31 protein-coding genes and 1 pseudogene are annotated in these 16,474 nt (G+C 44.4%); all 32 read right to left on the bottom strand.

Annotated elements, in window-relative coordinates; all coding sequences use genetic code 11:
- Position 1 precedes the first annotated feature (1 nt).
- The 32 genes and pseudogenes from G9F75_RS07150 to G9F75_RS06995 all read right to left on the bottom strand — a co-directional run bounded on the left by G9F75_RS07150 (position 2) and on the right by G9F75_RS06995 (position 16,337).
- A complete protein-coding gene (locus G9F75_RS07150; RefSeq protein WP_041481949.1) occupies positions 2-310 on the bottom strand; it encodes a hypothetical protein in 309 nt (102 codons plus the stop codon).
- Between the two features lie 47 nt (positions 311-357).
- Complete coding sequence (locus G9F75_RS07145; RefSeq protein WP_053574170.1) at positions 358-864, bottom strand: tail assembly chaperone; 507 nt, start codon at positions 862-864, stop codon at positions 358-360.
- A 57-nt stretch (positions 865-921) separates the two neighbouring features.
- Positions 922-1,209 (bottom strand): fibronectin type III domain-containing protein, encoded by a 288-nt coding sequence (locus G9F75_RS07140; protein WP_223609737.1) that lies wholly within the window; start codon positions 1,207-1,209, stop codon positions 922-924.
- Positions 1,178-1,459 (bottom strand): fibronectin type III domain-containing protein, encoded by a 282-nt coding sequence (locus G9F75_RS07135; RefSeq protein WP_031378544.1) that lies wholly within the window; start codon positions 1,457-1,459, stop codon positions 1,178-1,180. The genes G9F75_RS07140 and G9F75_RS07135 overlap by 32 nt, the downstream gene beginning before the upstream one ends.
- Positions 1,434-1,958 carry a phage major tail protein, TP901-1 family gene (locus G9F75_RS07130; protein ID WP_017417511.1) on the bottom strand — a complete coding sequence of 175 codons (525 nt, stop codon included), beginning with the start codon at positions 1,956-1,958 and terminating at the stop codon, positions 1,434-1,436. The genes G9F75_RS07135 and G9F75_RS07130 overlap by 26 nt, the downstream gene beginning before the upstream one ends.
- Positions 1,959-1,971: 13 nt before the next feature.
- A complete protein-coding gene (locus G9F75_RS07125; protein ID WP_053574172.1) occupies positions 1,972-2,370 on the bottom strand; it encodes a DUF3168 domain-containing protein in 399 nt (132 codons plus the stop codon).
- A gap of 18 nt (positions 2,371-2,388) precedes the next feature.
- Positions 2,389-2,805, bottom strand: a complete 417-nt coding sequence (locus G9F75_RS07120; RefSeq protein ID WP_007408589.1) for an HK97 gp10 family phage protein — start codon at positions 2,803-2,805, stop codon at positions 2,389-2,391.
- The gene (locus tag G9F75_RS07115; protein ID WP_053574173.1) at positions 2,798-3,136 is read right to left on the bottom strand and encodes a phage head closure protein; all 339 of its coding nucleotides are present in this window, start codon (positions 3,134-3,136) and stop codon (positions 2,798-2,800) included. Before G9F75_RS07115 ends, G9F75_RS07120 begins: the two co-directional genes overlap by 8 nt.
- Positions 3,133-3,432 (bottom strand): phage head-tail connector protein, encoded by a 300-nt coding sequence (locus G9F75_RS07110; protein ID WP_015388403.1) that lies wholly within the window; start codon positions 3,430-3,432, stop codon positions 3,133-3,135. Before G9F75_RS07110 ends, G9F75_RS07115 begins: the two co-directional genes overlap by 4 nt.
- Before the next feature lie 8 nt (positions 3,433-3,440).
- The gene (locus G9F75_RS07105; RefSeq protein WP_053574174.1) at positions 3,441-3,692 is read right to left on the bottom strand and encodes a hypothetical protein; all 252 of its coding nucleotides are present in this window, start codon (positions 3,690-3,692) and stop codon (positions 3,441-3,443) included.
- A 1-nt stretch (position 3,693) separates the two neighbouring features.
- Positions 3,694-4,029, bottom strand: a complete 336-nt coding sequence (locus tag G9F75_RS07100; protein ID WP_044802082.1) for a hypothetical protein — start codon at positions 4,027-4,029, stop codon at positions 3,694-3,696.
- Between the two features lie 4 nt (positions 4,030-4,033).
- Entirely contained in the window at positions 4,034-4,951 is a 918-nt protein-coding gene (locus G9F75_RS07095) for a phage major capsid protein (RefSeq protein WP_053574175.1), read from the bottom strand.
- Positions 4,952-4,966: 15 nt separating this feature from the next.
- Complete coding sequence (locus tag G9F75_RS07090) at positions 4,967-5,548, bottom strand: DUF4355 domain-containing protein (RefSeq protein WP_167409006.1); 582 nt, start codon at positions 5,546-5,548, stop codon at positions 4,967-4,969.
- Between the two features lie 102 nt (positions 5,549-5,650).
- Entirely contained in the window at positions 5,651-6,577 is a 927-nt protein-coding gene (locus G9F75_RS07085) for a phage minor head protein (protein ID WP_167409005.1), read from the bottom strand.
- The gene (locus tag G9F75_RS07080; protein ID WP_167409004.1) at positions 6,564-7,967 is read right to left on the bottom strand and encodes a phage portal protein; all 1,404 of its coding nucleotides are present in this window, start codon (positions 7,965-7,967) and stop codon (positions 6,564-6,566) included. The genes G9F75_RS07085 and G9F75_RS07080 overlap by 14 nt, the downstream gene beginning before the upstream one ends.
- Positions 7,967-9,175 (bottom strand): PBSX family phage terminase large subunit, encoded by a 1,209-nt coding sequence (locus G9F75_RS07075; protein ID WP_167409037.1) that lies wholly within the window; start codon positions 9,173-9,175, stop codon positions 7,967-7,969. The genes G9F75_RS07080 and G9F75_RS07075 overlap by 1 nt, the downstream gene beginning before the upstream one ends.
- Entirely contained in the window at positions 9,162-9,881 is a 720-nt protein-coding gene (terS, locus tag G9F75_RS07070) for a phage terminase small subunit (RefSeq protein ID WP_167409003.1), read from the bottom strand. The genes G9F75_RS07075 and terS overlap by 14 nt, the downstream gene beginning before the upstream one ends.
- A gap of 164 nt (positions 9,882-10,045) precedes the next feature.
- Entirely contained in the window at positions 10,046-10,273 is a 228-nt protein-coding gene (locus G9F75_RS07065) for a hypothetical protein (RefSeq protein WP_167409002.1), read from the bottom strand.
- A 132-nt stretch (positions 10,274-10,405) separates the two neighbouring features.
- Positions 10,406-10,618: a helix-turn-helix domain-containing protein gene (locus G9F75_RS07060; RefSeq protein ID WP_003155868.1), complete on the bottom strand. Its 213-nt coding sequence runs from the start codon at positions 10,616-10,618 to the stop codon at positions 10,406-10,408.
- Positions 10,619-10,916: 298 nt separating this feature from the next.
- Positions 10,917-11,054, bottom strand: a complete 138-nt coding sequence (locus G9F75_RS07055) for a hypothetical protein (protein ID WP_014304494.1) — start codon at positions 11,052-11,054, stop codon at positions 10,917-10,919.
- Positions 11,055-11,158: 104 nt separating this feature from the next.
- Complete coding sequence (locus tag G9F75_RS07050) at positions 11,159-11,674, bottom strand: sigma-70 family RNA polymerase sigma factor (RefSeq protein ID WP_167409001.1); 516 nt, start codon at positions 11,672-11,674, stop codon at positions 11,159-11,161.
- Positions 11,675-11,687: 13 nt separating this feature from the next.
- Positions 11,688-11,816, bottom strand: a pseudogene (locus G9F75_RS07045) (hypothetical protein).
- A 95-nt stretch (positions 11,817-11,911) separates the two neighbouring features.
- On the bottom strand, positions 11,912-12,709 hold the full coding sequence (locus G9F75_RS07040) for a hypothetical protein (protein ID WP_167409000.1): 798 nt from the start codon (positions 12,707-12,709) through the stop codon (positions 11,912-11,914).
- 91 nt (positions 12,710-12,800) lie between these two features.
- Positions 12,801-12,977: a hypothetical protein gene (locus G9F75_RS07035; protein ID WP_167408999.1), complete on the bottom strand. Its 177-nt coding sequence runs from the start codon at positions 12,975-12,977 to the stop codon at positions 12,801-12,803.
- Between the two features lie 106 nt (positions 12,978-13,083).
- Positions 13,084-13,341, bottom strand: a complete 258-nt coding sequence (locus G9F75_RS07030; protein WP_167408998.1) for a hypothetical protein — start codon at positions 13,339-13,341, stop codon at positions 13,084-13,086.
- On the bottom strand, positions 13,338-13,622 hold the full coding sequence (locus G9F75_RS07025; RefSeq protein ID WP_167408997.1) for a hypothetical protein: 285 nt from the start codon (positions 13,620-13,622) through the stop codon (positions 13,338-13,340). Before G9F75_RS07025 ends, G9F75_RS07030 begins: the two co-directional genes overlap by 4 nt.
- Before the next feature lie 30 nt (positions 13,623-13,652).
- Positions 13,653-13,856: an XtrA/YqaO family protein gene (locus G9F75_RS07020; protein WP_003155894.1), complete on the bottom strand. Its 204-nt coding sequence runs from the start codon at positions 13,854-13,856 to the stop codon at positions 13,653-13,655.
- An 81-nt stretch (positions 13,857-13,937) separates the two neighbouring features.
- A complete protein-coding gene (locus G9F75_RS07015; RefSeq protein ID WP_167408996.1) occupies positions 13,938-14,090 on the bottom strand; it encodes a hypothetical protein in 153 nt (50 codons plus the stop codon).
- 50 nt (positions 14,091-14,140) lie between these two features.
- The gene (locus G9F75_RS07010) at positions 14,141-14,569 is read right to left on the bottom strand and encodes a RusA family crossover junction endodeoxyribonuclease (RefSeq protein ID WP_167408995.1); all 429 of its coding nucleotides are present in this window, start codon (positions 14,567-14,569) and stop codon (positions 14,141-14,143) included.
- 94 nt (positions 14,570-14,663) lie between these two features.
- Positions 14,664-14,807: a hypothetical protein gene (locus G9F75_RS07005; protein ID WP_167408994.1), complete on the bottom strand. Its 144-nt coding sequence runs from the start codon at positions 14,805-14,807 to the stop codon at positions 14,664-14,666.
- Positions 14,804-15,751, bottom strand: coding sequence for an ATP-binding protein (locus G9F75_RS07000; RefSeq protein WP_167408993.1), 948 nt, complete (start codon positions 15,749-15,751; stop codon positions 14,804-14,806). The genes G9F75_RS07005 and G9F75_RS07000 overlap by 4 nt, the downstream gene beginning before the upstream one ends.
- Positions 15,636-16,337, bottom strand: a complete 702-nt coding sequence (locus G9F75_RS06995; RefSeq protein ID WP_167408992.1) for a DnaD domain protein — start codon at positions 16,335-16,337, stop codon at positions 15,636-15,638. Before G9F75_RS06995 ends, G9F75_RS07000 begins: the two co-directional genes overlap by 116 nt.
- Between the last annotated feature and the right edge of the window lie 137 nt (positions 16,338-16,474).

The raw sequence follows: 16,474 nt of genomic DNA, 5'->3' as shown, positions 1-16,474 counted from the left end.
CTCACCCCATTCCTTGTCCGAATTTTGCAAAGTGGTTGCGGATTGCATCATTAAACCGCTGAACCCCTTTGGCTCGTTTGCCGAGCTCGTTTACATCTGACTTGCGCCATTTGTCGTTATCGCCAGTGATATTGCGCTCCAATTGACGTCTGGCCTTATCCGCATCATACATCTTCTTTTCTTTGGGGCGCTTCTCATTCATGGCATAACGGTGAAACATGGCGTTTTTTGCCATAAGCTCCAATTCATCTATTTTTCGCAATTTGGCCCCTTTGAGCAGAAGCTTGTATTCATTAGGAGTCCATGACATGATTAAATCCACATCATAAACCCCGAGCCAATGTGCGGAGTTCGTAATTATTTGGTCATAGTCGATCCCGTTCTCTCTTTGTATGCCTCTTTCATCATCTTCAAGACTTCCTTGCCGTTCTCTTCGTCCTCCAGCCGTTTCGCTTCCATTTCCGGTGTTTCGTTCGGAGCCGGTTTCTTCCCTTTGTTCATCTTCTCCATCATCTTCCAACGCTGACGGATTACGCCTTTGAAAAAACCCGCCGAGTCCAGCGTTGTGAATGCTTCATTGATCATCTTGTCAATTGCGTCGCCTGTTTCGTCTTCATCAATGATTTTAATAATTGCTTCTTCAATAGCCTCAGTTGATGGCTTTTCTTTCTTCAAGTAAGCGAGTGCACAATCCCAAAAAGCAGAAAGATAGGAAGCCTCTTCGTTGAGCAAGCTCATGTAAATATTCATTGTGCCGCCTTTGCCCTTTTCGTCAGCAGTGGAATATTTTTCGTTTGCCAATCTGTCAAAAGCAAAGTCGCAGCGTGATTTGTATTCTTTATCTCCGATAGTTAAGTAAGCCATTTATAAAACCTCCGATTATTGTTGTATGTTAAAAAAAGAGCCCGGGAAGCCCGGACCCTATAATTCCTTTTCTGTTCGTATCGTAAAATTGGCCGATCGTTCCGATTCCCCGGCCGAGTTCACTGCCGACACGTTAAAAATGTAGGCGGTATCCGGCTTCAGGTTAGGATTCGACGTGTACGAATTCTTTGAGACAGTCGCTATTTTTGCATAAAATCTGTAAATGTTGTAAGATGTCGCCCCTTTCACCGCATCCCATGAAAAACTCACCTGATTTGAAGTGGCGCTTTTCGCAGTTATATTGCGGGGTACGTTAGGGCGTAACCGCTTGTGTTTGCGTAACAATCTCGGTCATTGAGGACTCGCCCGCATCGTTCACAGCAGAGACGTTGACCGTCAGTTTCGTGTCGGCCGCAATTCCTGTCAAGGTGTGGGATGTGCCTGTGACAGTTGCGTCCAGCTGCTTGCTCGCTCCCCTATATACCTTATATGAAGTTGCCCCATCTACCGCATCCCATTTCACGGTCACGCTGTCAGCCGTAGCCGTGAACGATAGATTTTGGGGCGCCTTAGGGCGTAGTTGTTTTTTTGGCATTCTCGCCAAACTGCATGAACTCTTTGGCACCCGCAGAAGATCTGATCTCGTCAATTAATTCTTGAGGCAGAGGATCAAGTTCACCTTTACGGGTCTTACCGAGAACAGGCAATGTTGTTGAAACCTCAATAAACCCATCTTGCGGTGCACTTTTCTCTAAGTTCTCGATGATTGCATGTCCATATTCAGAATCATGCTTATCGTTTTTGTTTTTATTCAGGTTTACTTTCCATACCTGAACTGTCTCTTCGTTGTCATAAGCATCTTCAATCGCCGTTTGACCCGGATCAGAGACAGCAGCATAATATGTCAGTTCGATGCTCTCAGATTTAGGGCCGTACCCAACAATTCGGCCAGACTTTGTTGATTCATCTTTTGTATCTTGTTCTTTCGTATGACTGCCTTCTGTTTGGAATGCGATAAACAGACCTTCAGTTGAAGTAGCATTCATCGGTTGAACAAAGTAAACCTCATCAATACCATTCAATAAATCTGCCATTTTGTTCATCCTTTCAATTGTTTATTGTGAAGCGCATTCTGAGAATGCCGTGACGCGTGTACCCGTCAATATCGGTGATCACCTGCATGCTGCGCATCTCAGAACGGCATAAAGAAAAGCCCTCTACTGTTAGGGGCCTGCTTGTTAACGCTTGAAGCATGAGACTCAGAATCTCCATCGCTTCTTTTTTTCCGTTGTAACCTGACCAGCAGTGTAAAACCACATTGATTTCTTCACCGCTGGATGTCTTGGTTTTAAATGGGGATACATCATCATCGCCCATTGTCACATAAGGTTTTTGCTGATCTTTCGGGACTGCATCAAAGACGCCCGTGACGCGCCCGTTCAGCTCTTCGTCTGTTGATAACCTCTTAAATAGAGCAGCCTGCAACGGCCACAGGGCAGATCGCATGATGACAGCTCCTTTCTATCACATTTGACTGGCAAAATACCGCATGCCTTCGTCCACCGCTGGATTCCAGAACGGCTGTGCCCGCATTCCCCGCGTGACCACCCATCTATTAAGCTTGGTGTCATAATAAACCCACGGCGTTTGCCGGCCGCCGCCTTCCTCTGCGTAAATCCCTGTTCCGTATTCCACATATACGGCATAATCGGCACCAACAGAAATAACGGCCCGTAAGCCGCCCTCTTGGTAGTCGATTTCAATTGAATTTTTCAGGTTCCCCCCGTCTATTGCGGCGGTCGGAGCATTCAGAACAGCATGGCTGTAAATCAGCTCGGCCGTGTCTGTGACCAGTTGTTTAATATCGTCTATGACCCGGTTTCTGAACTCGCTCGTGGCTCTTTGCATCTGCCTGACCCATCTGCCGCTTACCTCAGCCATTGCCCTTCAGCACCCCCGTAACCTGACATTTCAAATTCATAATCTCATGCATGCCGCCCTGGTCGATCGGATCTGATTTGAGAGTCAGCACCTTGTTTTCGTAGATGATCCGCATTGTCTTCTCAATATCATTGCGATACGGGAAATACACATTGCAATCAACCGGATTCTGAAGCTGCTGAGCCTGATAATATTCCCGGGACGTAATCCCCCCGACAAAGGCCTCTGTTGTGAGATAATCGGTGAATTTTTCAACATAGCCCCCGCCGCCGTCCGGCACCTTTTCCAACCGCTGAAACGTTATGACGTGCGGGAATTCCTCATATATCATTTAACTCTCAGCCTTCGATATGGCGTAAGGTGTTTTGTGATGTACCGAGGAAATTCTGTATTGTACGAATAGGACACATCCCCCATGCTTCTTCCCGAGAGTCCAGAAGGATTCATGTTATATTCCGCAGCCTTCGCAACAAAAAGCTTCACGCCAGCTGGTAAAGCCTCCGGATCGAAAGTGTTGCTACAAAAATCACTGGCAGACTCAATCAAAATAGGGACTATTTCAGACAAATATTCGTCATGCCTATCTGTCTTAATCTCTGTCATTCGCTTTACTTGTGCGATGTCCACTGAATCACCTACTCTTCACCTAAGACAATCTTGATCAGTTCGTCTTTAGGCGCTTTAGGGTCAAAATCATATTCATTCTCTTTCAAGAAAGCAATAATCTCATCTTTGTTTACCTTCTGCAGTTGAGCCTCAGTCATATCAAGAAGATCGGCAGCTGGCTTCTCGGCCTCTTCCACTCTCTTAAAACCAATGTGAGAATAAACCACCTCAAAAGCCTTTTCAGTGCATTCAATAGTTTTGGAACCGTTAGATGCTTTCATATCACGCGCCGCCTCCTTCCAGTGCTTTTATCCGATTCTCTAAATCAGAAAGCTTTGCTGTCACATCGTCACCGAGTTTGGCTAAAGTAACTGCCTTTGCACCGATGTTGGCATTTTGTACACTACCAGTGCCGATGTTACGATTTTGGACAGAACCATCACCGATATTGATGTTTTTCACTTCTCCGTCGCCGATCATTTCCGAAGTGATAGTTTTAGGAGCAGGCGCAGACCCCGATAACCCGGTCACCTTCGCACCCTCTTTTATTTCGAGCTCGCCGCCGATCACCAATTTGTCGCCGTTATTAGTGCTATAGTTTTTAGATGTGTACCCCATAAGCTTACGCCTCCGTTGCTGGTGTAATAGCAGCAAAAGCATCATCGGTCAGTGTCATGAATCCGACTTGCTGAGTTACACGGAGAGCAACCATATCTCTCTCATACAAGTTGATCGGGTTTCCGTCTGCATCGACAATCGTTGTCAATGTTGCATCCTCTGAGATTTTGTATTCCATGCCTTGAGGGATTCCGTAACGTGTGTAATTCCAGTCAGCCGCAAGTAAAGCCGCTTTTTCGTAATCCCATGACTTAGAATCCGCATATCCAATCGGAAGGCCAAGAGCCTGCTGTGTGGCGCCGCCTGTCGCATCGTTGAAGATCGGAAGACCATTACCATCCTTTGTGCCGCGGAGCTTTTGACGGAATCGGCGTGTTGTTGTAAAGCCGTTTACATCTTTGTCTGCGTCTTCAACAAGAGCCATGACCCCATTTAACTCATCATATAGATTGCCAAGTGAGTTTAACGCAATTGTGTTACCAGATTCCTTGATTTTTTCAAATACAGATACGCCTTTTGCAAACGGTGAATCTACACCGAATAACGCAGCCTGATCAAATTTGATCGCAAAGGCTTCAGCGATAGCAGGGCGCATTTGTGTGAAGAAATCTGTTACAGAGTAGCGCAAGAATTCTTTAGAAACAGGGATGATGACACCCAATTTCTTTGAAATCATTTTTGCTGTTAACCATTGAGCCTTAGAAGTTTGGATTCTCTCACCTTCTCCAACCCAGTAAGCTCCCGGTCCTGAAGCCAAGTACGTGAATTCCTTCACCGGCTTACTCATTTCTTCATATTTTGCTAGTTTCGTGACAGCAGATTGGGTCATAAACTCTTTTAAAACCAGCGTTCCTTGTTCAGTTGGAACCTTCCCGTTTACTGAGTCTTGCATTAATGCATTGTTCGGATTAAATGTTGGCATTAAAGATAGCCCTCCTTATTTTCTAATACTTGCTTCAGCTGCAAGCGAGCTGATGTCTAAATCTTGATTTGTCGGTTCATTGCTACCGGACTGGACATCACGGCCATTCTCTTGAAACTTGGATTCAATAGCCTTTTGAAGTGCGGCATTGTACTTCTCTTCGAATGCTCCGAGGTTCTTCATCGTTGATTCTTCATCCTCACCGATAAAGAATTCCACTACATCTGCTGGCAGTTGCTTTTCAGAAGCATAAGAAACAGCTTTGTTTAAAAGCTTTTCACGTTGTGCCGCTGTCTTTTGATCTTCCAGCTCCTTTTCGAGCTTCCTGATCCGCTTCTGCTCTTCTGTTTCTTCCGGATAAAGCTCTTTTACCTTTGCATCAACCAGAGCATCGAGGTTGTTCGCCTTCCACGTATCAAGACCTTTTGTAAAATGAGAATCCAACCGAGGCTGAATGAGACGTTTTCCTTCTTCTGTATCTAAAAACCCATTCACCTTGTCAGCAGACACGGCAGAAAGTTCATTCAGATACGCCTTTACATCTTCGTTTTCTTTATTTTCTTCGAGAAATTTTTTCACATCTTCTAAAGTTGGCATTACGCTTCTTCCTCCTTCGCCCTCTACAGTGCGCGCCTGTTATGAGTGCATGAAAAATAAGCCTTTTAACGTCATGCTCAGGACAAAATAAAAAGCCGCTGTTTAACCGCTGCCCTTTTCCTCAATAGATTTGTACCACTCTTCATAGGTTTGATATGGGAGTGTCTGGCCTGCCCCGCTGCCGCCTTCCCTCGCCCTTCTCGTATCCGGCAGGACGCCGTTTACTTTGAAAGCTATCGTACAACGGCAGTTAATATCATCCTTGGCATTATTCATGTGCCCCGGAGCCGGCCCGACGCCGCCGTAAATTGATTTGAACAGTCCATTGCGTCCTATTGTCTTCCCGTCCAGCTTCCTGTGCCCGGCTCGTGTTTTAAGATCAAGGGTAGCATTCCACATCTTTTTAAGATTGCTCCGTTTTGAGGCCTTTTCAGCGCTTTCCATCCTCGCCGAGACTTGTACCCTATGAGCTTCTGTTCTCGCCACGTCACGGGCTTTCCTGCGGGCAAATTCGGTCGCTCTTTCAATGCGGCGGGCGATCTTTGAATAATCCTCCCCCGCTTGTAGGCCCTGTGCGACGGAAATTTGAATCTGCCGGACATAATCGTCTCGATGCCGCCTGTAAATCGCTGACAAAGTCAATTCAGCTATAGGGTTTAGAATGGCCTGCCGAATGACTTCGGCTGTCGGGATGCTAAAACCCAAGTTAACCACGGATTCCATTTCAAATAGATAAGCAGAACGCATATAATTCTCTAAAAACTGCTTGGCTGCTAATGCCTCAACAATAGTCAGAATGGTCTTGAAAGCCTTGTGAGATTCCTCGGCCATCCTCTCCATTTCCTTGTTCAGACGATTGTATTTGTTGGCATCGGCTAAAGTAAGCTGGCCGTCCTTACTGTATTTCGCATACAGCCGAGCAATTTGTGCATTGATCTCCTTTAAGCGAGACGCAAAAACGACATCAATCTTCTGAGCATCCTCAGTGATCATGTCGTCCAGGTACTTATCAATATCATTCTGGTTCATCTTCATCACCGCCCGCGTCTGTTTCCACATCCGTTAAAGGCGGCATGTTGAGCCTGTATTCCTCTTCTTCCTCTTCCATCTTCTTCAGCTCATACTGGACATCATCAACAAACGACAGCAGAGACAGGCGTGTTTCTTCGCTTACCAAACCTTTAAGCTGTCCCGTCGTGTTTGCTTCTTCCAGTACATTTGCCGGAAGGTTTCGCTTAAATCCAAACCAAACTTTTTTATAATCTTCTGCTGCCGCTTGCCTTTTAGTGCCCCATGCGGAAAAAATCAGTTTATATTGATAACGCAGAGCAGCCGTCATCTTCCGTTCCATCGTGATGCATTTGTTTTCAAGCGACATCAATTTATATTTCATCGCAACCCCTGAAACATTCCCGCCAAAAGATTCATCGGAGAAATTGACTGATTTCGCAAAGCGCAGTATATTCTCTTCTAACCTATCAAGATGGTTTTCTATGATGGCATCGTTTATATCCTTTGTCAGATAGCTTACGTCATCTTTTTCGTCATACAATTCAAGGACTCCGCTCTTTTTGAGCTGGTCAAGCGTCTCTTCATCAGCACCAAGCCCTTTTAAAATCAGATATGCCAGCCGGTATTGTTCAATCTCATTCGATGCATCGGACAATGTGCGGTCATACGCATCAATTAACGAAAGAACCTTTTCTGCATCTCCCTTTAACTCCTTGTTATTTGCTAAACCAAATAAGGGGCAGCCATCAAAAAGATGCAAGACCTTTTTATCAAAAGTGAAGGCTGAGCTGTCTTTCGTACTGAAATAATAGACATATTTCTGATCATAGAATTCTGCTTTGATCTTTCCGCCGTACACCATGTAATATCGCAAAGCGTAAGCAGGTTCATGGATGCTTCCATCAGTAATAAAGGCGCATTCCCATGGATCAATATTTTTTATACGCTCGTTTCCAGAACGGTCAACGTAAGCGAGGCGGGCGCCGTATCCGCAAATAGAGGCCATCTTCCCCCACTCGCTGTCTTCGTCAGCAATGTTATTTTCCATATTAAAATTTTCGATCAACTGTTTTACAGGTATTGCAGTGCTTGCCGCATCGCTCTCATCAAACTCATATGCAATAGGGTGGCCGAACAAATAGCCCACCTTTGTATCAATGATTTCAGAGTCAAACGAGTTGTTAAGCCTATTGTTTACTTTGTGATCAATACGTTTTAATTTTCCTGTTTCAAAATCCTCGTATTCAATGGCTTCTCTGGATAAGATCGGAACGCCTTGAACCTCAGCCTCGTACCGTTCATAAAGCTTTTTCATTCTGTCATGATCCGGCTTATGTTCCTGAATGATCTTGTCAATCAATTCAGGCGTTATGCCGGACTGTTCAATCATGTCTATAAAATGATTCATCAGCTCACCCCTCTCCGTCTTTTCGGTTTATTATGCGAATACAGAGCGTACCGGAGTGAGTCCAGCACGTCGTCCCATTCCTTAACCGGTTCGCCTGTCTTCTGATTCCAGACGTACATAAAGATTTCTTTTTTGAACCGGTCAACTTTGTCTTCAACAACAAAAAGCTGTTCTTGTTTGAACAGCCGCGCTACTTCTTCTATACCGGATACGACAGCTTTATCAGCGTTAATAGCCCGAAGTTTTTCACGCCGGAAACGAACAACGTGTTCTGGTCGTGCCGTATCACAATAGAAATTAATGTTTCCGTACCGCTCTTTTACGCCTTTCGCTACCTTCACCCAGTAATCAATTTCCTCATGTTGCTTGGCATATTCTTCGAGCAAATAAAAACACCCCTGGTCATCTTGTCCGATTACAACAATAGAACCCGGGTGCTCATATCCCCAGTCAACGCCTGCAAAATACTTCTTAAAATTGACACGCCTGTTTTCCAATTCCTCAGAGCTGATATAGTGTATATCCTTATTGAAATCCTTGTATATAACTCCTTCAGGCGCCACCCAATAACCATGTATATCCCGATCTGTAAACATACCGCTCGGCGTCGATGCCACGATGCTCTCCACATATTCTGGATCGAGAAAATTGTTATCGAACAGCGAGAAATGAAATGACCGGATGTTCAGCCGGCCGCTTTTCAATACCTGCCCGTCTTTGTCGATATAATCCGTTTTGACGGTGTGCATCGGGTTTTCGGGGTTTGTATCCATCATGACCACAGCGCCTTTATACGAGCACCGGGAAATGACTTCTTTCACGAATGAATCGTGCAGGGCAGTCGCTTCATTTAGGAATGCGCCGGCTGACGTGAACCCCCGCGCTTTTTTCCATGAATCAGCATTGGCACCGTCAAAGCAATATACACGGTTTCCGAATATCTCAACAGCATTCGACTTGTCGAGCCTTAATTCTTTACCCAGAATCAATTCCATATCGTTCAAGACATTTCGTTTTATAGCTGCCTGAGTAGCCCCGCCGATGATGAAGGATAAACCCATATTCTGATACTTACTGACGTGAGCAAGGAACGTCAAAAGGAGCACGAACGTTTTCCCTGCCCTCTTTGCGCCGCTACAAATTAGAATTTTGGGTTGCTCTTTTATAAAGCTGTCCCAAACTTCCTTTTGCTTTTTATTCAGTTCCATCGGCATTCACCATTTTCCTCAACATTGCAGCAATATCATTTTCTTGGGTGTTTCCGTCGCCGCCGTTAACAGCCTTCTTCGTCTTCTCGATATTTAAGCGCATTTGCTCCAATTTAAGGCGCCGTTCATCTTGCTCATGCGCCAGCTGGTCAAACTGCTTAATCAGACTCCGGAGCTCGCCCATTGCCCGAGATTGAGCGTTCAAGAATGTTGCATGACGATCCCAAGCGAATTGAAACTCCCATTCTTGCTCATCACCAAATGCGCCCGGCTTCTCTTTTTTCAAAACCTTAGTCATGTCATCTTTATCCTGCACAAACATAATGCGTTGCGCCCGTAGAATGGCCGCGTATTGGATCTGAATCTGATCCCATATCATATCAGCAGGGGAACGTTCCTGAATCTCTTCCATGATTTCAAGCGTTTCCTCTGGCAAATACTTTGAGAAGAATCCATGTGTTACAGCGTTTTGATTTCTTGCCGGAGCCGCCCCGCCGCTATTTCCTAATGCGTTTTTGTTGCCGGGTTGCCCGCCTATTCTTGTGTGCACACTTTTTTCAGGGGGTGCACCCTTTTTCCTTTCCCATCCATGCCGCTGCTTCCACGATTTGATGGTGTTCACTGACACCCCGTATTTTTCGGCAAGGTCCTTGTATTTCATGCCTTTGACGTAATCCTTATACGCCTGAATGTGCTTTTCAGCCATCTACATTCACCGCCGCCCCCTTCTGATTCGTGTTTGTTTCGGAAAAGATATTCCCTCTAAACCGACGCCGCACTCAGACCGTTAACCGCCAATAGTTTTCCCGAGATTTACCGGAATCGGTTTACAGAGAACATAAAAAAGCACCCCACAAGGGATGCCTTCAATTAAAATTCAAATTTGTCAGTAGCAAAAAACTTCACGTTTCCACAACTGATACAATTTACACCATAACAAGCTATTGCTTCACCGGGCACACCCGAAGGCATTTGCATCAGTACCGGATTATCGTAAATTGCAAGACGTCTATTATTACAACAATCCAAATTTACTCCTAGCCCCTCTAACTTTTCAATCATTACTCTTTTTCTTTGTTCATTAAGCTTTATTGTCATTTTATCACCTCCCACCTTATTATCGGTTAAGGAGTATGATAAAGGAACTATTTGCAAAATTTGTCGAACGAAAGCGCCCTTCATAAATAGGTGGCAACCGTAAGACGAAAAAACACCCTTTTGACAGGGTGCTCATTTCCGCCTATGTTTTTGGAAATCCAAAATATCCTCTTTCAGAAAAAGCCTGTCCCGAGGCATTTCTTTCATCGGCTCCAGTTCCCCGGTCTTTACTAACTGGTTCAGATACTGACGGGTGAACCCCAATATCTCAAGCGCCTCACTTGTATTGAGTATCTCTTCATTCAGGAATTTCTTGATTGCGTCACGCTCTTTAGGCTTGTACATTTTTAAATCATCCTTTTTTCTCGCGATATTTCAAGTAAAGGGAAAATGCTTTCTCAACGATCGAAACAACAAATAAAATGATCAGGCTAATGTCGAGAGCCGTTTTTAATGGTCCCGCTGCCACATCCTGACGGAAAAACAGCATATACGCCAGGGCGAGAAGAACAACAATATCAGTAGTGGACTGTACACTTTTCATTTTTTTGAAAGTGGCTGGCTTTCAGGTATTTTTCTTTAGTCGCCGCATTTGCTATACTTGGAGCAAGGGAGAAGCGCTACCTTCTCCCTCGGCTCAAAATCATCTGCGCTTTCTTGGACGTCTGCGTTTTTTGATTTTGGGCTTTTTTGTTTTAAGCTTTTCCCTGATGATGAGGACTTTCTCAACAACTGTGAGAGTTGTGAGGATAATCCCCAGTACCAATGCGATTTCAGCCACTTTCTTTCCCTCCTTTCTATACTTTAATTATACCTCGTTTATTTACTCACGTCAAGTAATTTCATGGGCTTTTTTCATTATTTCTCCAATAGAAAAGAGCCTATTCACGCTAAACAGAATAGGCTGTGATCTGCTCTATTTTTCATTTTCAGTCGGGAACGTTCAATGTTCTTCTGCACGGTTCCTTTTTTAATCCCCAATAACTGCGCTATCTCTTCGAATGACATGTTTTGCACAGCGTGCATCATGAAAATGTCTTTTTCTCTTTCGGTAAGCACGGATAGGGCATCAGCGATTCTTTCCTTATCCCAATCACTTACCTCTCCCTCAGCCTCTTGAACGATTGCGTATTCTTCCGGCAGCGCATCAATTAAGCGCGGACCAGCAAGAATCGTCCTTTGATATGCATCTCTTCTGTCAGCACCTCGGCGGGCGCCAGGCTGTCTTCCGTTCTGCAGCCATTCAAGAGTGAATTCAATATCGCTGATCATGCTACTGATAATCTTTTTGTCGTTGATCTGTTCAGCCGTCAGATTGACTTCAGCCGTATCTTTGTAGAGCCGGTACATTTTTCTTGTTTCTCTTAATGCTCGTTTGTATTCAATGATTAAATCCTGCATTCTGATTCCTCCCTTATTTGCGCTTAAATGCGCCGCCCTTGCCGCGTCTGAGTGTTTGCATGTTCGTGTTCATCATTTGTTGCCAGAAACGATCTTAGCGCTCCTGCGTGTTTTTATTGGGCTTTTTCTTTTCCTGCTTCATGTAATCCCTCCATTCAAATAAAAAACGGACACCAATCAAAGCACAGTGATTCTGTGCAATGATCAGTGTCCGCAGGCTTTCCGTCTTGGACTATATCAAGTTTTGTCTTTTATAAACATTTTTTTATCACATAGTTCGTCTAATTTTATTATTTTTGTTTCCGTGCATAATTTAGGATTTGGTTTATTTCCTAACAAAATAAGTTCCTTGCTGACAGCATGTAAAATATACCAACAGTCATCACTCTCTTCATTTGTTGAAGGATTTTGTTGACGTTCTTGTTCGGATCTATCTATAACAATATATTTATCTTTTGACCATTCGACTAATCTGGAAACAGGCCTCATTAAAAATGGAACTGGTAAAGAAAAAATAAAAGGAATACCCAGAATATAAATTAGTTTAATTAACTGGTTCTCGCCTTTGATACTTCCGATTATACAACCATCAAGCGCAACATAGAACAATATTAAACATGTTACAAAAACAATAACAACGCTAAACCTTATCCATTTTGGTTTGAAAAAATTCGTAAATCCCCAGTCCATGTCCTCAAATTCTATGATAAACAATATGATTGCGAATATTATTTCTCCAATCGTAGCAGTTATTGTACCAACAGTAGTAGATGTATTGAAATTAACTGTCCATTCTGGTAAATTACTCAAACTTAATATAGTAAGAAAAACCACTGTCCAAAATACTGTCTGCCAAAAGTGCCGCCAAATCATTATAGTAAACAATTTCTCTTTAGAAAAAAGCTTCTTTTCAAATATATTGGCAGTTAAAGTAGTTATTGGCCTAAATGTTACAACTAACCCGTAAACTAAGATACCTGCAGCAGCTATATAACCTGGTATCCCAATACTCTTAAACAAACCAACAACATCCATAACATTTCCTCCTCTTCTAATAGTCTCTTTTTAGAATCGGCAAATTATGGATTTCATTTAGTTCTTTTAGGGAAATCAATTTATATCGGATTTATTTATCTTCCCGTTCCTTTATATACTTATCAATATCTTGAAAAAACGCCGCGGCCGTGAATGCAATGATTGCGCCTATTAATGTGATGTTCGCTTTCATGTCCGGCCTATATTCGTACTGGAAATAAAACCAGAATCCTAACCCCATCAGCATAAAAATTATTCTCAGCGCCATTGAATCCCCCTATTTAATATATAGTTTTCACTTTACACCTTGTGGGCGGGCATTTTATTTATGTTGTGTTCGGCGTATCGTCGATTAACGGTGAGCGTGCCATCCCTTAACCCCCGATCAAATTCGGCAGCACAGAGACAGCGAAGAAGAAAAGCCCCACGCATGCTCCAACCAGCCAGATATTTGTTTTATCTCGTTTAGCGATAATGGTATCGCCAATCATTTTCAGATCGTCAGACCGAGCGACAAGTGTCGGGATGTAGTCCGGGTGAACTTTTAAAAGCTCTGCCGCCTGCTCGACGGTCATTGCTTCGTCCTTCGTGGCCTTCACGTTCCGTTGGAGAACTACTTGTAATGGCATCATTCTGCAGCACCATCCAATTCGTTTTGGGCAACTGTTATCGCGAAATTCAGATTAGTAACGATCTTTTCTAATGCCTGTTTGTATCGTTTTCTATCTCCGCTTAGATGCTGAATATCCTTTTGTGCCTGTCGGAATTGATGAACCGTTACTTCCTGCTGACGCTTGTTTTCCTCAATGATTGCCTGCTGCTTAACAGACAGCTCAGCTTGCTCAATAAGCCAAGCAATTTCCTTCTGAGGAATGTATGTCAGTTTTTTTAGACGTTCAATTCTCTCTTTCATGCCGTTCCTCCCCCGCAGGGGAAACCCCCGCTATTTGAATTTATGGCCGATCTCGTAATCACAACGAGCCAGGCCGCCTTTTATTGTTTGAATGATTGTTTTACCGTGTTCCGGGGCGTCCATTAAATGAGCAGTCCCTTCAGTGCCATCTAAAACGATGATCCGGACTTTCCCCGGCTCGATGCTTTGCTGAATAGTTGTTTCATGATTTTTTATTTCTGTTGGCTTGTTCACTCTGGCCGCCCCCTGTGCTATGATAGAAGTACCAGTTCATATCAAAGGCACTGAGGCGCAGCTTCGGTGCTTTTTTACGTTTTACGACGGCAGCCGCATCGTTAATCCGGCAGATGGCTTTAATTCCTCACGGTAGATGATTGGATGCTTTTCGACGTATGCCGCCAACTGCTCCGGCGTCATTTTCCACTCCTTAACTGGACCAGACTTGTATGGATCAATTTTTTCTTGCATGTTGTTGACCTCCTGATTATTTGATTTAGGATCTCTACAAAAGCTACCTGTCATGACACAATCTCAGTTATAATGACTTCCACCCGTGGCTCTTCACTGTAAAACTTACTGACCTTCAAATCGACTACCTGACTATCATCCTTGTATATCAGATGATTTAAAGCGTCTTTGACACCTTTTACATAGTTATCGACGTCCGGCTTTGTTACAGGGCGTAACAGCCCTTTCTCAGCGTTCTCCTTTTTCCTCTTGGATCCGGATACAGCTTTCGGCATCGGTCTGAATACTCTGACATCCATTGCCACAGGTCCCGTAATAACTTGTTTTGGCCGATACTGTGACGCCACCAGTGCAACATATTGTTTAAAATTCTTTGATTTCAAAGGATCATGCATTTTAACCTTGCCATTTATAACAGATCCCCTCGGCCTCCCCTGTGCAACAGGCTCGCCGTAAACTATAAACTGAATGGAATCCAACCGTCATTACCTCCCGTCAATTTGTTCCCAGTGCTGAATCTGCTTTTCCTTGTACGGCGCTGTGAGGATAATGGCCGGCAGCAGGATAACCGCTTTAAGCACTGTGCATCAGCTCCATTTGTTTGATTTTTTCCTCAAGCACCCGGATCGCCGGGGTAAGGTCCTGGCCGGCCGTTTGCTCGGCGGGCCCGAACAGATACATACCGCTGGTTGCTGTGAAGTTCGCTTTTTCCGTCATTCCCAATCTCCTAACCTATGGTTTAATTGCATCCGGTCGCCCTTGATGGTCACTGTGTAATCTCTGCACATTTGATGAATGCGGGAGCCCAGCGCCTCGTCGATGTCCAAAATTTCGACCGTATCAAGCTCGGAAGAGATTAGCAGAGGCTTGTGATTCAAGTACCGGTAATTCACAACCGATTGAATTTGTTCCACTTGCCAATCCGTCGCCCGCGGCTCCCCCTTCACTGGTTTGAATAAGTCATCAATGAACAGGACCTCGGCTTTCCGCATGGCGTCGAGCTTTGTTTCCAGCTGGTCAAAGTCATTTCGCAGATCGCCCATTCCCTCTACGTACGGGAAATACATGCAGTAAATTGATTTTTTCTTGATCAGATTGTTCATGATCGCCGTTAACAGATGCGTTTTTCCGCTACCCGGCTGCCCGAGCAAAGCGATACTGTTTGAACGTTTTCCCATGATGCTGAGAAAATCCTTATAGTATTCCACTGCGCACTCATAAGCGTCCTTGATCATGTCCGGCTTCCCGTTCTTAATGAAGTTTCCAAAAAGGAGCTTTTCGAATTCCTCCGTGATGCCGCTGGCCTTAATAAGCCGGGCGATCTTTTTCCGCTTCACACACTCGCATTGCTTGGAAAATGTGGTTTTCCATTCCCGGGCCTTATCCGGCAAGCATACTTTCCCAGCCAGGTAATCCTCTTCTCTGACCATTTGATCGGGGGCCAGGCTCTCCATTGTTTTATGCTCTTTTCTCAGCTGACGCTCGGTGTCTTGGTGAATCCGGTAAACGATAATGCCCTTATCCTTGCAGTCAGAGCACTCATATTCAGCCTTTTCTTCTGAGGCGGCCTGTCCCGTTGAAGATGCTGCTGACCGATCCCGGAGCTTTGTTAGAATGGCCTTCATTGCCGCGTCCATATCTTGCGTTTTGCGAGCTTCCATACTGCTGTTTCCCCTTTCGTCTCTGGCTAAATGGGTTTGAGAGGATTGCTTCAATGTAATTCAAATTGACGTTGTTGCCCTTGCTTCTGAAAGCCTGTTTCATTGCCTCCATGACTTTCTCTTCGCCGTAATCATCCACCATATACCCGAGCCGCTGAACCTCCATCGTGCCAATGGTGCGGGCTGTTTTGTTTTCGAATAGTTCAAATGCGTTTTTCATTTTTTCGTCAACCTCCTGCTGTCCTAAAGGTATTGGAGCCGGGTCTATCTTCTTGTTGTAATTTCCAAGCTGTATGTACTCGGCATAATTCAACACCGTCACAATGAAACCGCGTTTTTGCGGCAGCCGGTCCAGCTTCAAATACTCTTGCTTTACCATCCGTTCTAACGAGTATTTGATCTGATCAGAAGACCAGTTGAAACGCTTGGCTAAATCTACAAGCTTAACGATTGTCTGCCCGAGCTTTAGTTCTTGATCTGCCCTGTACTCAGCCCGTTTGAATAAATAATCGTATATTGTCTCGTCTCGTGAATCTTTAAATGGCAGCCGGGGCAGGACCACATACCCCAAACCTTGCATATCCATGCCGCTCACCTACTTCCTTTCACACAGTGCTGTCAGAGCCTTGAAATCTATTTCTACTAATCTCAGAGACGGCTCATTTGTCTTTAAGTAGTCAGTCGTGTACCGGGTATACAAGTCCTTTCTCATGTCGCGCTGAA

The sequence above is a fragment of the Bacillus sp. EKM208B genome (assembly GCF_011800725.1).
GTDB lineage: Bacteria > Bacillota > Bacilli > Bacillales > Bacillaceae > Bacillus > Bacillus velezensis.
Note: the sequence above shows the minus strand (reverse complement) of the source record. Positions and strands in the feature narration are given on the sequence as shown.

Bases quoted from the DNA above. Each gene is read 5' to 3' on its own strand.
- G9F75_RS07150 (WP_041481949.1), bottom strand. From the start codon at position 310: ATGTCATGGACTCCTAATGAATACAAGCTTCTGCTCAAAGGGGCCAAA.
- G9F75_RS07145 (WP_053574170.1), bottom strand. From the start codon at position 864: ATGGCTTACTTAACTATCGGAGATAAAGAATACAAATCACGCTGCGAC.
- G9F75_RS07135 (WP_031378544.1), bottom strand. From the start codon at position 1,459: ATGCCAAAAAAACAACTACGCCCTAAGGCGCCCCAAAATCTATCGTTC.
- G9F75_RS07130 (WP_017417511.1), bottom strand. From the start codon at position 1,958: ATGGCAGATTTATTGAATGGTATTGATGAGGTTTACTTTGTTCAACCG.
- G9F75_RS07125 (WP_053574172.1), bottom strand. From the start codon at position 2,370: ATGCGATCTGCCCTGTGGCCGTTGCAGGCTGCTCTATTTAAGAGGTTA.
- G9F75_RS07120 (WP_007408589.1), bottom strand. From the start codon at position 2,805: ATGGCTGAGGTAAGCGGCAGATGGGTCAGGCAGATGCAAAGAGCCACG.
- G9F75_RS07115 (WP_053574173.1), bottom strand. From the start codon at position 3,136: ATGATATATGAGGAATTCCCGCACGTCATAACGTTTCAGCGGTTGGAA.
- G9F75_RS07105 (WP_053574174.1), bottom strand. From the start codon at position 3,692: ATGAAAGCATCTAACGGTTCCAAAACTATTGAATGCACTGAAAAGGCT.
- G9F75_RS07100 (WP_044802082.1), bottom strand. From the start codon at position 4,029: ATGGGGTACACATCTAAAAACTATAGCACTAATAACGGCGACAAATTG.
- G9F75_RS07095 (WP_053574175.1), bottom strand. From the start codon at position 4,951: ATGCCAACATTTAATCCGAACAATGCATTAATGCAAGACTCAGTAAAC.
- G9F75_RS07090 (WP_167409006.1), bottom strand. From the start codon at position 5,548: ATGCCAACTTTAGAAGATGTGAAAAAATTTCTCGAAGAAAATAAAGAA.
- G9F75_RS07085 (WP_167409005.1), bottom strand. From the start codon at position 6,577: ATGAACCAGAATGATATTGATAAGTACCTGGACGACATGATCACTGAG.
- G9F75_RS07080 (WP_167409004.1), bottom strand. From the start codon at position 7,967: ATGAATCATTTTATAGACATGATTGAACAGTCCGGCATAACGCCTGAA.
- G9F75_RS07075 (WP_167409037.1), bottom strand. From the start codon at position 9,175: ATGGAACTGAATAAAAAGCAAAAGGAAGTTTGGGACAGCTTTATAAAA.
- terS (WP_167409003.1), bottom strand. From the start codon at position 9,881: ATGGCTGAAAAGCACATTCAGGCGTATAAGGATTACGTCAAAGGCATG.
- G9F75_RS07065 (WP_167409002.1), bottom strand. From the start codon at position 10,273: ATGACAATAAAGCTTAATGAACAAAGAAAAAGAGTAATGATTGAAAAG.
- G9F75_RS07060 (WP_003155868.1), bottom strand. From the start codon at position 10,618: ATGTACAAGCCTAAAGAGCGTGACGCAATCAAGAAATTCCTGAATGAA.
- G9F75_RS07050 (WP_167409001.1), bottom strand. From the start codon at position 11,674: ATGCAGGATTTAATCATTGAATACAAACGAGCATTAAGAGAAACAAGA.
- G9F75_RS07040 (WP_167409000.1), bottom strand. From the start codon at position 12,709: ATGGATGTTGTTGGTTTGTTTAAGAGTATTGGGATACCAGGTTATATA.
- G9F75_RS07035 (WP_167408999.1), bottom strand. From the start codon at position 12,977: ATGGCGCTGAGAATAATTTTTATGCTGATGGGGTTAGGATTCTGGTTT.
- G9F75_RS07030 (WP_167408998.1), bottom strand. From the start codon at position 13,341: ATGATGCCATTACAAGTAGTTCTCCAACGGAACGTGAAGGCCACGAAG.
- G9F75_RS07025 (WP_167408997.1), bottom strand. From the start codon at position 13,622: ATGAAAGAGAGAATTGAACGTCTAAAAAAACTGACATACATTCCTCAG.
- G9F75_RS07015 (WP_167408996.1), bottom strand. From the start codon at position 14,090: ATGCAAGAAAAAATTGATCCATACAAGTCTGGTCCAGTTAAGGAGTGG.
- G9F75_RS07005 (WP_167408994.1), bottom strand. From the start codon at position 14,807: ATGACGGAAAAAGCGAACTTCACAGCAACCAGCGGTATGTATCTGTTC.
- G9F75_RS07000 (WP_167408993.1), bottom strand. From the start codon at position 15,751: ATGGAAGCTCGCAAAACGCAAGATATGGACGCGGCAATGAAGGCCATT.
- G9F75_RS06995 (WP_167408992.1), bottom strand. From the start codon at position 16,337: ATGGATATGCAAGGTTTGGGGTATGTGGTCCTGCCCCGGCTGCCATTT.